At 67.4% G+C, this 12,045-nt stretch carries 13 protein-coding genes and 1 other RNA gene; 11 read left to right on the top strand and 3 right to left on the bottom strand.

Annotation, left to right across the window (positions count from 1 at the left end; translation table 11 throughout):
* The first annotated feature begins 37 nt into the window (after window positions 1-37).
* The 3 genes from ssrA to FZ938_RS09770 all read left to right on the top strand — a co-directional run bounded on the left by ssrA (window position 38) and on the right by FZ938_RS09770 (window position 1,371).
* Window positions 38-398, top strand: a transfer-messenger RNA (tmRNA) gene (gene ssrA, locus FZ938_RS09780).
* Window positions 399-479: 81 nt separating this feature from the next.
* Complete coding sequence (locus FZ938_RS09775; protein WP_149198316.1) at window positions 480-977, top strand: SspB family protein; 498 nt, start codon at window positions 480-482, stop codon at window positions 975-977.
* Between the two features lie 13 nt (window positions 978-990).
* On the top strand, window positions 991-1,371 hold the full coding sequence (locus FZ938_RS09770; RefSeq protein WP_149198315.1) for a TfoX/Sxy family protein: 381 nt from the start codon (window positions 991-993) through the stop codon (window positions 1,369-1,371).
* A gap of 36 nt (window positions 1,372-1,407) precedes the next feature.
* Here FZ938_RS09770 and FZ938_RS09765 read toward each other — a convergent pair whose 3' ends face one another.
* The gene (locus tag FZ938_RS09765; protein ID WP_149198314.1) at window positions 1,408-2,103 is read right to left on the bottom strand and encodes a COQ9 family protein; all 696 of its coding nucleotides are present in this window, start codon (window positions 2,101-2,103) and stop codon (window positions 1,408-1,410) included.
* A 24-nt stretch (window positions 2,104-2,127) separates the two neighbouring features.
* Window positions 2,128-2,709: a peptide deformylase gene (gene def, locus FZ938_RS09760; RefSeq protein WP_149198313.1), complete on the bottom strand. Its 582-nt coding sequence runs from the start codon at window positions 2,707-2,709 to the stop codon at window positions 2,128-2,130.
* A 217-nt stretch (window positions 2,710-2,926) separates the two neighbouring features.
* Here def and rpsU point away from each other — a divergent pair, with 217 nt between their 5' ends.
* The 4 genes from rpsU (at window position 2,927) to FZ938_RS09740 (ending at window position 7,375) form a co-directional block, all read left to right on the top strand.
* The gene (rpsU, locus tag FZ938_RS09755; protein ID WP_012974546.1) at window positions 2,927-3,130 is read left to right on the top strand and encodes a 30S ribosomal protein S21; all 204 of its coding nucleotides are present in this window, start codon (window positions 2,927-2,929) and stop codon (window positions 3,128-3,130) included.
* A 218-nt stretch (window positions 3,131-3,348) separates the two neighbouring features.
* Complete coding sequence (gene panB / locus FZ938_RS09750) at window positions 3,349-4,179, top strand: 3-methyl-2-oxobutanoate hydroxymethyltransferase (RefSeq protein WP_149198312.1); 831 nt, start codon at window positions 3,349-3,351, stop codon at window positions 4,177-4,179.
* A 141-nt stretch (window positions 4,180-4,320) separates the two neighbouring features.
* Complete coding sequence (locus FZ938_RS09745) at window positions 4,321-4,755, top strand: hypothetical protein (protein ID WP_149198311.1); 435 nt, start codon at window positions 4,321-4,323, stop codon at window positions 4,753-4,755.
* Between the two features lie 106 nt (window positions 4,756-4,861).
* The gene (locus FZ938_RS09740) at window positions 4,862-7,375 is read left to right on the top strand and encodes a ligase-associated DNA damage response DEXH box helicase (protein ID WP_149198310.1); all 2,514 of its coding nucleotides are present in this window, start codon (window positions 4,862-4,864) and stop codon (window positions 7,373-7,375) included.
* A 23-nt stretch (window positions 7,376-7,398) separates the two neighbouring features.
* On the opposite strand, the gene FZ938_RS09735 is transcribed toward FZ938_RS09740, so the two are convergent.
* Entirely contained in the window at window positions 7,399-7,782 is a 384-nt protein-coding gene (locus tag FZ938_RS09735; RefSeq protein ID WP_085089807.1) for a 2Fe-2S iron-sulfur cluster-binding protein, read from the bottom strand.
* Between the two features lie 124 nt (window positions 7,783-7,906).
* Between FZ938_RS09735 and pdeM the strand changes: the two genes are divergently transcribed.
* The 4 genes from pdeM to FZ938_RS09715 all read left to right on the top strand — a co-directional run bounded on the left by pdeM (window position 7,907) and on the right by FZ938_RS09715 (window position 12,018).
* Complete coding sequence (pdeM, locus tag FZ938_RS09730) at window positions 7,907-8,644, top strand: ligase-associated DNA damage response endonuclease PdeM (protein WP_149198309.1); 738 nt, start codon at window positions 7,907-7,909, stop codon at window positions 8,642-8,644.
* Window positions 8,645-8,711: 67 nt separating this feature from the next.
* Entirely contained in the window at window positions 8,712-10,193 is a 1,482-nt protein-coding gene (locus FZ938_RS09725) for a cryptochrome/photolyase family protein (RefSeq protein ID WP_149198308.1), read from the top strand.
* Window positions 10,194-10,393: 200 nt separating this feature from the next.
* Entirely contained in the window at window positions 10,394-10,864 is a 471-nt protein-coding gene (locus FZ938_RS09720) for a Fur family transcriptional regulator (RefSeq protein WP_085089810.1), read from the top strand.
* Window positions 10,834-12,018 (top strand): CobW family GTP-binding protein, encoded by a 1,185-nt coding sequence (locus tag FZ938_RS09715; RefSeq protein WP_149198307.1) that lies wholly within the window; start codon window positions 10,834-10,836, stop codon window positions 12,016-12,018. The genes FZ938_RS09720 and FZ938_RS09715 overlap by 31 nt, the downstream gene beginning before the upstream one ends.
* The last annotated feature ends 27 nt before the right edge of the window (window positions 12,019-12,045 follow it).

Genomic DNA, 12,045 nt, shown 5'->3' with positions numbered 1-12,045 from the left:
CGCGTCAACGCGGCGCATTCGGCGATCATGCACACACCCCCTTCCCTTGCCGGGCCGGAGTGCCTATATTCCCGTCGTCGGTTCGCCGACTATGGCGATAAACGCCTTGTGGAATAAGCGTTGTGGACCCGGGGGCGGTACCCGGCGCCTCCACCAACCATACACCGGACTCGTTGACCGGGGTCGTTGGGGGCGAAATAGGATCGACACGCGTGGTAAAGGCATGGTTTTCGCTCGGCATGGTTCCGCCGTTATCGGGCCGTTGCAATAGTTGCCAACGACAACGTTGCTCAGGCTCGCCTCGCTGCCTAACGGCGGCTGGTAGCCTAAACCTAATCCCCGAGGGTTAGCGCCTAAGGGTGGGGCCGTGGGCCGCCTAGCAACAGAAGGCCCACACCTCTCTTTTCCAGCGTTTCGTGCCGGCCATAGGGCCAAGGCGGGACGCCAGACCGATCGCGTTATCAGGGACCCGCCCAAGCATGCCGAAAGAGCAGCTCCGCTATGACCGTATGGTCGAGACCGCGTTGCGCGGCGTTGTCCGCGACGCGCTGACGGAGGTTGCCGAGCGCGGCTTGCCGGGCAATCACCATTTCTACCTGACCTTCCGCACCGGCTTCCCCGGCGTCGAAATCCCGGATTATCTGGCTTCCCAGTATCCGAACGAGATGACCATCGTCCTGCAGTTCCAGTATTACGGGCTGGACGTGACGGACGACCATTTCGAGGTCACGCTGAGCTTCAACAACGTGCATGAGCGGCTTGTGATTCCGTTCGCCGCCATCACCACCTTCGCCGACCCGTCGGTGAACTTCGCCCTGCAGTTCCAGCCGCTGGCCGCCGCCGAATCGGCGGAGGTCTCGACCATGCCGCCCCGCGCCGCCGCCGAGCGTGCCGAGGAAAAGGCGGAGGAAAGCGCCCCGGCCGAGGAGCCGAAGCGCGGCGAGGTCGTGGCCCTGGACGCCTTCCGCAAGAAGTAACCGTCTCCCACACATGCCCACCCAACCGCCCAGCGAATATGTCGCCACGCTCTGCGAGATGATGGCGCCGTTGGGTGATGTGCGGGCGCGCCGCATGTTCGGCGGCTACGGCCTGTCCATCGACGGGCTGACCTTCGCGCTGATCGCCGACGAGATTCTGTATTTCAAGGCGGATGACGTGAACCGCGCGGCATTCGCGGAGCTGGGCCTGGAGCCCTTCCGGCCGATGCCGGACAAGCCGACCACCCTGTCCTACTACCCGCCGCCCGATTCGGCGCTGGACGACCGCGACGAACTGCTGCCCTGGGCCCGGTCGGGGTTCGAGGCGGCGTTGCGAGCCGCCGCGAAGAAGGCGGCTAAGGCAATGCGGAAGAAGCCCGTTACGGCGGGATAGTCCCTCTCCCGAGCCGGGAGAGGAACAGTTACCCCCTCAGATATTCTCAGCCATGTGGATCGTCGCGTTGCTCGCCTGGGCGCCGGTGGTGCGTTGGCGCATCTGTCGGGCAAAGCGCAGGGGGTTGGGAAGGAAGTTCAGCATCGAGCCGAGCTTGCCGACCGACGAGGTCGCCTTGCCCACCGCCATCACGTCGGCCAGCCGGCGGTCGATGAACGCACGGGTCTCCGCATGGTCGTCCGACTTGTCGTCCAGCCAATAGAAGGTGGAGGAACTGACCACCGCCGCCAGCAGCGCCCGCTTGGTGTAGTGGTTGTAGTCGGTGGAGGTGTCGCCGGCGGCGAACCACATGGCGTCCACGGTGCGGTAAAGCAGCCGCAGACCGAGCGTCACGTTCTGCGGCATCGCCAGATAGGACAATTGCCGGCGCTTGGCTTCGCGATAGGGCTCCAGAACCGCGAAATAGGTGTGGACGGCGAGGGAGATGCGCTCGCGCACCTTCATCTCGGCCATCGGCTGGGCTTCCAGCCGGTCCAGCATCTGGCGGTCGGTCCAATCTGCGAAATGCTCGACCGCGTCGGTGACGCCGCCGGGGAAGGCGCGCAGCAGCGCCGACGGCTCGTGCCCTGCCATCTCGGTGCCGTCGCGCAGTGCCTGAAGGCTCCAGCCGTCGAAAACGACGTTGGGCAGGCTGGACACCAGGATCTCGTCGCGCAGCGTGTCGATGCTCATCGCCAAATCTCCCTGCGCTCGCCCTCAGGCCGGGGTCGGCGCGTCCGTGGCCGCGCCCGGCGCGGCCGTGATATGAGTCGCCGCGGCAAGCGCGGCGTTGAGGTGATGCATCTCCTCGGTGCAGACGAGGAGCCGCAGATCGTTCATGCGATCAAGATAGAGCACGCCATCCAGGTGGTCGACCTCGTGCTGGACCACACGGGCATGGAATCCCGACGCCTCCCGTTCGATACGGGCGCCGTCCAGCCCATAGCCACGATAGCGGATGCGGGCATAGCGCGGCACCAGCCCGCGCAGGCCGGGAATCGACAGACACCCCTCCCAGCCCAGGACCATGTCGTCGGTCAGCGGCTCGATCACCGGATTGACCAGGACGGTGTTCGCCACCTCCTCCCCCTCGCCACGGTCGGCGGGAACGCGGAAGACGATGAGCCGGCGCGACTCCGCGATCTGCGGCGCGGCCAGCCCGACTCCAGGGGCGTCGAGCATGGTGGCGATCATGTCGGCCGCCAGCCGGGCGACGGCGGGATCGGTCGGGTCGGCGATGGGCTCCGCGATCTTGCGGAGTACGGGATTGCCCATCCGGGCGATTGGAAGCACTGGCATGCCGCTATATCTGGAGTGTGGATGCGGCCGGAGCAACCGATTCCTGCGGTTCTATGCCCGAGGGTCCGGCCGGGCTTATGCTTGCGGGCCGAAGACTCCCCTTCACAAAGACGGTGGGGCATGCTACACACTGCGCCCACACAAGGGGTGCGCCCGCCGCGCATGCCTATTTGTTGCCTTGGTGCAACACGGCTCACTTGGAAGGGTGACGGTAAACGTGCAAGTTCTGGTCCGAGATAACAACGTCGATCAGGCCCTCCGCGCGCTGAAGAAGAAGATGCAGCGCGAGGGCATTTTCCGTGAAATGAAGCTGCGCCGCAACTACGAGAAGCCCTCGGAGAAGCGTGCGCGTGAGAAGGCTGAAGCGGTGCGTCGCACCCGCAAGCTGCTCCGTAAGCGGATGGAACGCGAGGGCTATTAATCGTCGGTCGCACGTAGCGACTGCGAAGGGCGCGTGTGATGCGCGCCCAAGACCCCTTGTGTCTTGCACCCGACCGTCCCGCGATCCTCGCGTGGGCGGTTTTGGTGTATCTGCGCCATTTCGTTCGGCCCGATTGTCCGCCGGTCAAGCGTATTGCCGGATAAGCGTACCGAACGATCGGCGAGCGAACAGGCAGCCAGCCCCGGAAAGACCAGATCATGAGCGCTTCCAACCTCACCGCCCGCAACTCGGTCCCGGCGTTGCGCGCCCGCAAGGGGGGCGAGCCGATCGTCTGCCTGACCGCCTACACCGCCCCGGTTGCCCGACTGCTCGACCCGCATGTCGATATCCTGCTGGTCGGCGATTCGCTGGGCATGGTGGTCTATGGGCTGGACAGCACGCTGCCGGTGACGCTGGACATGATGATCGCCCATGGCGCTGCCGTGGTGCGCGCATCGGAACGCGCCTGCGTCGTCGTCGATCTGCCCTTCGGCAGCTATCAGGAGAGCAAGGAGGCCGCCTTCCGCGCCTCGGCCCGCGTGATGGCGGAAACCGGCGCCCAGGCGGTCAAGCTGGAAGGCGGGCTGGAGATGGCGGAGACGGTTGCCTTCCTGACCGCCCGCGGCATTCCGGTGATGGGCCATGTCGGGCTGACGCCGCAATCGGTCAACACGCTGGGCGGCTACAAGGCGGTCGGCCGCGATGCCGAGGCCGCCGAGCGGATCGCAGCCGACGCCCGCGCCATCGCGGAGGCCGGCGCCTTCACCCTGGTGATCGAGGGCACGATGGAGGCGCTGGCCTGCCGCATCACCGAAGAGGTGGCGATCCCCACCATCGGCATCGGCGGCTCGCCGGCCTGCGATGGGCAGGTGCTGGTCACCGACGACATGCTCGGCCTGTTCGGCGCCTTCCAGCCGAAATTCGTCAAGCGCTACGCCAACCTGGGCGAAGCGGTCGGCGAGGCCGCCGCGACCTATGCCGCCGAGGTACGCAGCCGCGCCTTCCCGGGTCCGGAACATTGCTTCGGAATGAAGAAGGCGACCAATTAGCGCGCACTTTATTAGACGGGCCGCATCGGAGAAATAACCTCAATGCTGACCAAGGCGGTTCGCCACAATTCATAACGGTTGCACACCAAAGGTTATCCCCTGCCTAATCGTGGCATGCGTCATTAAGCAATGGGGGATGCCATGACCTATGTCTATCGCTGGACGGACGCCAATTCGCCCGATATCCCGAATTACAAAAATAAAAAGCTGACCTACTCTTATGGCGGTCGTTCATCGGATAAGGCGTTCTGGGTCTTTGACAAGAACAGCGCTTATCGCCCCGGCAAGGGGATCATGAAGGACAGGATTTTGCTCGCTTTCGATTTCGGAGAACATTACACAACGGTCGTGGCCAACCCTGACAATTTCATCAATTTCGAATCGGAAGATTTCAAGGGCGAAACCCGCCATCCGACGCAGGTAATCATCAAATCCAACGAGGCCGGTGCGTACGGAATCGGCGCGATGATCCGGGGTTTCCTGATGGTCAGGGACATCCGGCTGGCCACCCGGAAGGAAATGGCCGCCGCTCTGGGGTTGAAGGAAATCGAGGTGCCGGCAGGTCAGCGCTGGTGACCAGCCAAGCTGCCGGCGGAGACCATCACACTCCCACGATCACGCCGGTTGCCAGTTCCAATTCGTTCTTTCTCCGTTCCAGGCGATCATTTACAGTCCGACCGCCATGGATGTACCCTCCCCTGCCCCGATCCCGCCCAACGTCGCCGCGTGGTTCCGGTCGCGCGGCTGGGCGCCGCACCCGCATCAGGTCGCCATGGTGGAGGCGGCGGAACGGGGTGAAAGCGCCCTGCTGATCGCCCCCACCGGCGGCGGCAAGACGCTGGCCGGCTTCCTGCCCTCGCTGATCGAGCTGGCCGAACGGCCGCGCGAGGGGCTGCACACCCTCTACATCTCGCCGCTGAAGGCTCTGGCGGTCGATATCCAGCGCAACCTCGAACAGCCCATCGCCGAGATGCGGCTGCCGATCCGCGCGGAAACCCGCACCGGCGATACTCCGGAGGCCAAGCGCAGGCGCCAGCGCACCCACCCGCCGCACATGCTGATGACGACGCCGGAAAGCCTGGCGCTGCTGCTGTCCTACACCGACGCCGACCGGCTGTTCCGCAACCTCCGCTGTGTCATCATCGACGAGCTGCATGCGCTGGCCGGCACCAAGCGCGGCGACCTGCTGGCGCTGGGTCTGGCCCGGCTGTCGCGGCTCGCCCCCGCCGCCCGACGGGTCGGGTTGTCGGCAACGGTGGCGGAGCCGGAGCGGCTGCTGGCCTGGCTGTCCCGCCGCGGCCGGCATGACGGAACCGACTCCGACGACGTTCGGCTTGTGATGGGTCGCAGCGGCGCCCAGGCGGAGGTGGAGATCCTGACCTCGCAGGAGCGGGTGCCCTGGGCCGGCCACATGGCGATGCACGCCATGAAAGAGATCTACGAGCGCATCCGCCGCCAGCGCACCACCCTGCTGTTCGTCAACACCCGCGCCCAGGCCGAGCTGGTGTTCCAGGCGCTGTGGCGGGTCAACGACGACAACCTTCCCATCGCGCTCCACCACGGCTCTCTGGCGGTGGAGCAGCGCCGCAAGGTCGAAGGCGCCATGGCGCGCGGTGAACTGCGGGCGGTGGTCGCCACCTCCTCGCTCGATCTCGGCATCGACTGGGCGGCGGTCGACCTCGTGGTGCAGATCGGCGCACCGAAGGGGTCGAGCCGGCTGGTCCAGCGCATCGGGCGCGCCAACCACCGGCTGGACGAGCCCAGCCGCGCCCTGCTGGTCCCCGCCAACCGCTTCGAGGTGCTGGAATGCCGCGCCGCGTTGGAGGCGGTGCACGACCACACGCTGGATGGCGAGGCGCCGCGGCCGGGCGGGCTGGACGTGCTGGCCCAGCATCTGCTCGGCATGGCCTGCGCCGCGCCCTTCCTGGCCGACGAGCTGTATGACGAGGTGGTCTCCGCCGCCCCCTACGCCGCGATGACCCGCGACGAGTTCGACGACGTGCTGGATTTCGTCGCCACCGGCGGCTACGCGCTCGGCGCCTATGAGCGGTTCCAGCGTCTGAAGCTGCGCGAGGACGGACGGATGGCGGTGGCCGGCCCGGCGGTGGCGCGGCAGTACCGCATGAATGTCGGCACCATCACGCAGGAGGCGCTGTTGCGCGTCCGCCTGAACCGCGGTCCGGTGCTGGGCGAGGTGGAGGAATATTTCATCCAGGGCCTGACCTCCGGCGACACCTTCCTGTTCGCCGGACAGTTGTTGAAGTTCCTCGGCGTGCGCGAGATGGAGGCGCAGGTCGCCAAGGGCGGCACCGGCGATCCGAAGGTTCCCGCCTATGCCGGCGGGCGGCTGCCGCTGACCACCCATCTGGCCGAGCGTGTGCGCGCCATGCTGGCCGATCCGCGCCAGTGGGACGGGCTGCCGGAGGATGTGCGGGAATGGCTGCGGCTGCAGCGTTACCGCTCGGTCCTGCCGAATCGCGATGGGCTGCTGGTGGAGACCTTCCCCAAGGCCGGCAAGCGCTTCCTCGTCGCCTATGCGTTCGAGGGGCGGAATGCGCACCAGACTCTGGGCATGCTGCTGACCCGGCGGATGGAGCGCTTCGGTCTGGGACCGCTGGGCTTCGTCGCCACCGACTATGTGCTGGCGGTGTGGTCGTTGCGCTCTCCCCAGGATATGGGCACCGACATGGACGCGCTGTTCGACCAGGACATGCTGGGCGACGACCTGGAAGCCTGGATGGACGAATCGTCGATGCTGCGACGGACCTTCCGCAATGTGGCACTGATCGCCGGGGTGATCGACCGCCGCCATCCGGGGCAGGAGAAGACCGGGCGGCAGGTCACCTTCTCCTCCGACCTGATCTATGACGTGCTGCGCAAGCACGACCCCGGCCATGTGATGCTGCGGGCGACGCGGGCCGATGCGGCGGGCGGGCTGACCGACATCCGCCGCCTGTCCGATTTCCTGGCGCGGGTGCGCGGGCGCATCACCCACAAGGACCTCGACCGCATCTCCCCGCTGGCGGTGCCGGTGATCCTGGAGATCGGGCGCGAGCGGGTGGACGGCAGCGCCACCGACGAACTGCTCGCCGCCGCCGAGGCCGAGCTGCTGGCGGAGGCGATGCCGGAATTGGCTCCGCCACGGGCTGGAAAATCGGAAACGGGGTGCCCGCAGCAGGGACGGTTGTCGTTGTGACACCGCCCCATGCCGACCGCAGGTTACTTGCGCAGCTCCGGCTCCACCCCCGGCTCGCCGCTGAACTCGACAAGAATGGTCTCGTCACGGACGATGAACTGGCAGGCCAGACGGTAGGGCGGCGGGCGGTGGGCGTTCTCGGCCGCCTCCAACAGGTCCCTGTTCAGCTTGCCGTTGACGGACAGGGTAACTTTCTCCTTTTCGGTCAGGTCGATCGCCATCGGAGTCTTCCCGTCCAGATAGGTCACCTTGACGAGGCAGGACCCGCACTCGCCGTCCTGGCACTGGAACGGAATCGGGATGTCGTGCTTCTTCGCCAGCGCCAGCAGAGTGCCGGTGTCGCCGGCGACCGCGTAGACGGTCATGTCCTTGGGCATGTTCAGGCCGGTGAACGTCACTGTGGCCATGGGTATCCTCCGGGTATGGTTGTGATCCGCCATGCCTCCACGGCGGTGGCCCGTCCGGCTGCAAACATCATGCCCACAAAAATTTCATGGATATTGGCCATTTCCGATGATCGCCGGTAAACGAATGTTGTCAGCTTCCTCCCAAGCTCACGGCTCTGCCTGTCAGGGCGACGACAGCCGCGCCGCCCTGACCTTCCGCGGTGCCGACCTGCTGGCCGATCCGTCGGGCGCGCTGCTTTGGCCGGAGGAAGGCATCCTCGCCGTCGCCGACCTGCATCTGGAGAAGGGATCGGCCTTCGCCGCGCGCGGCCGGATGCTGCCGCCCTACGACACGCGGGCGACGTTGGACCGGCTGGCGGAGTTGATCGCGCAAATCCGGCCGGCGCGCGTGCTGTGCCTGGGCGACAGCTTCCACGACCGCCGCGCGGCGGAGCGGATGGATGCCGCCGACGTGGAGCGGCTGTGCGGACTGACCGCCGCCGTCGCCGACTGGGTGTGGATCACCGGCAACCACGACCCCGAACCGCCGCAGGGCTTCGGCGGCCGGGTGGCGGCGGAACTGTCGGTCGGCCCCCTGACCTTCCGGCACGAGGCGCAGGCGGGCGCGGTGGGCGAATTGTCGGGACACCTGCATCCGGCCGCCGCCGTGGCACTGGCCGGGCGGCGGGTGCGCGAACGCTGCTTCGTCCATGACGGCGCCAAGCTGATCCTGCCGGCCTTCGGCAGCTTCACCGGCGGGCTGAACGTGCTGGATGCCGCCTTCGACGGGCTGCTGGCGCCGGGCTTCGAAGTGCTGATGACGGCGCGCGACCGGGTCTATCGCTTCCCCTGCGCCCGTTTGTCGCCGGACCGCGCGCGCTGATGCTCTGGCCGAAGCGTGAGCGCGGCCTATATCGCTGGATCCGGATGAGACCAACCGAGCACCGCGCATGCCCGCCCCCATCATCGTCTGGTTCCGCAACGATCTGCGCCTTGCCGACAATCCGGCGCTGACCGCCGCCGCCCAGGCCTCCGCCGAACGCAGCGCGCCGGTCATCCCGCTCTACATCCTGGAGGAGGAAACCGGCGATCCCCCCTTGGATCCATGGACGCTCGGCGGAGCGCAGCGCTGGTGGCTGCACGGCAGTCTGGAACGGCTCGCCACCTGTTGCGCCCGCCACGGCTCGCCGCTGGTGCTGCGCCGGGGCGAGCCGGGGGCCGTGCTCGACGCGCTGATCGCGGAGACGGGGGCGGAGTGCGTGCTGTGGAACCGCCGCTACACCCCCGCCCAGACCGCCCGCGATTCGGCGATCAAGGAGCGGCTGAAGGCGCGCGGCATCGACACGCGCAGCTTCAACGCCGGCCTGCTGGCCGAACCCTGGACCGTCCGCAACAAGAGCGGCGGCCCGTTCAAGGTCTTCACCCCGTTCTGGCGCCATCTGTCGGCCACGCTGAACCCGCCGCTGCCGACCCGCGTACCGTCCGATCTCTTAGCGCCGCGCACCGCACCGGCCAGCGACCCGCTCGAAAGCTGGGGCCTGCTGCCGACAAGGCCCGATTGGGCAGCGGGCCTGCGCAAGCGCTGGGTGCCGGGAGAGACCGCGGCGCTGTCCCATCTCGCCGATTTCCTCGACGGGCCGGTCGGGGTCTATGCGACGGAGCGCGATCGGCCGGACCGCGCCAGCACCTCCGCCCTGTCACCCTATTTGGCCTTCGGGGAGATCGGGCCGCGGCAGGTCTGGCATGCCGCCCGCCATGCCGCCGAGGCCCGGCCGGAACTGGCGCCCGGCATCGACGCCTTCCTGCGCGAGATCGGCTGGCGCGAGTTCCAATACCACCTGCTGCACCATGCGCCGGAGTTGCCCGACAGCCCGCTCGACCGCCGCTTCGCCGATTTTCCGTGGCGCGAGGATGCCGCCGGCCTGAAGGCTTGGCAGCGCGGGCGCACCGGCTATCCCATCGTCGATGCCGGCATGCGCCAGCTGTGGGAGACCGGCTGGATGCACAACCGGGTGCGGATGATCGTCGCCTCCTTTCTGATCAAGGACCTGCTGCTGCCCTGGCAGGAGGGAGAGCGCTGGTTCTGGGACACGCTGGTCGATGCCGATTTGGCCCAGAATGCCGGCAACTGGCAGTGGGTGGCCGGCTGCGGAGCCGATGCCGCCCCCTTCTTCCGCGTCTTCAATCCCGTCCTGCAGGGCGAGAAGTTCGACCCCCAGGGCGATTACGTCCGCCGGTACGTCCCCGAACTGGACCGGCTGCCGCCGCGCTGGATCCATCAGCCCTGGGCCGCGCCGACCGAGGTGCTGCGGCAGGCCGGCGTCCGGCTTGGCGACGATTATCCACGCCCGATCATCGACCATGCCGTCGCCCGCGACCGCACGCTGTCCCTCTACAACGAGCGCAAGGGCAAGGCGGAGGCCGCGACCTGAGCGGCGATCTTCATCGAAGAGTCATGGCGTCGCCCGCAAACGGTCACGCGCCTTCGCTATTCTGCCGGCAGCGGCCCGGTGCGGTCGCGCCGTCCCAAAAAGAAAGAACGACCGCCACCTGACAAGGCGGCCCCTCCCCCGGGGCCGCCTTTTCCCTTGGCGCGTTGCAACAGCCGGCGGAGTGTTATAAAGTAACACCCATGTCCGCGCTTCACGACCATACCCACTGCATCGCCGATGCCCTGACCCGTGCCGACGCGCTGTGCGCCGAACGGGGGGCGCGGCTGACCGCGTTGCGCCGCCGCGTGCTGGAGCTGGTTTGGTCCAGCCACCGGCCGCGCGGCGCCTATGCGATCCTGGAGGATCTCAGCCAGCAGGACGGCAAGGCGGCGGCGCCGCTGACCGTCTACCGCGCGCTGGAATTCCTGGTCGAACAGGGGCTGGTCCACCGCATCGAATCGCTGAACGCCTATGTCGGCTGCGCCGCGCCGGGGGATGTCCATTCCGGGCAGTTTCTGGTGTGCGAGGCCTGCGGCGACGCCGCCGAGATCGACGATCCGGGCGTCGGCGCCGCCATCGACGCTGCGGCGGCCGAGCGCGGCTTCCGTGTCCAGCGCCCCACCGTCGAGGTGCGCGGCCTGTGCAAATCCTGTCAGGAGAATCCCCGTTGAGCGCTCCCGCCGCCCCTCCCGCCCGTCTTCCCGTCTCGGTGCTGACCGGCTTTCTCGGCAGCGGCAAGACCACGCTGCTGCAGGCGCTGCTGCGCAACCCGGCGATGGCCCGCACCGCCATCGTCATCAACGAGTTCGGCGAGGTCGGGCTCGACCACCTGCTGGTCGCCAAGGCGTCTGAGAACATGGTGCTGATGGACAGCGGCTGCCTGTGCTGCACCATCCGCGGCGATCTGGTCGATACGCTGCGCGACCTGTTCCTGAAGCGGGTGAAGGGCGAGATCCCCGAATTCGACAGGGTGGTGGTGGAGACGACCGGGCTGGCCGACCCCGCCCCGATCATCCACACCCTGATGTCCGACCCGCTGCTGGCCGCGCGCTTCCGCCTGGACGGCGTCATCGCCACGGTGGACGCGGCACACGGCTCGCTCCAGCTCGACCGCCAGCCGGAAAGCGTGAAGCAGGCCGCCGTCGCCGACCGCATCGTCCTGACCAAGACCGACGTCGCCACCCCGGCGGCGACCGCCGCCCTGATGCAGCGGCTCGCCGCCATCAACCCGGCCGCCCCGATCATCCCCGCCGCCCATGGCGAGGTTGATCCGAACAGGCTGTTCGACGCCGGGCTCTACAACCCCGAGACCAAGAGCCCCGACGTCGCCCGCTGGCTGCGCGAGGAGGCCTATCGCGACGAGCAGGCAAAGGCGCACGGGCATCATGACCATGGTCACCATGAACACGATCACGATCACGGTCATGACCACAGCCACGATCATGATCATGAACACGGCGACCATTGCGGTCCCGACTGCGGCCATGACCATCATCACGACGCCAACCGCCATGACGACCACATCCGAGCGTTCTGCATGGTGATCGACCGGCCGATTCCCTGGAACGGCTTCGTCGACTTCATGGAGGCACTGATCGCCCAGGCCGGCGAGAATCTGCTGCGGGTGAAGGGCTTGCTGAATGTCCAGGAAAGCGAGCTGCCCGTGGTCGTCCACGGCGTCCAGCACATGTTCCACCCGCCCGTCCGCCTGGAGGAGTGGCCCAGCGACGACCATCGTACCAAGCTGGTCTTCATCACCCGCGACCTCGGCCAGCCGGTGATCGAACCGCTGTTCAACGGGCTGGTCTGGGGCGAGGGGAAATAGGATCGGCAGGGGAAGGGGGCATCGTCA

Source organism: Azospirillum oryzae (genome assembly GCF_008364795.1).
In the GTDB taxonomy this organism is placed as follows: Bacteria; Pseudomonadota; Alphaproteobacteria; order Azospirillales; family Azospirillaceae; genus Azospirillum; species Azospirillum oryzae.
This window is presented reverse-complemented; position numbering and strand designations above follow the sequence as displayed.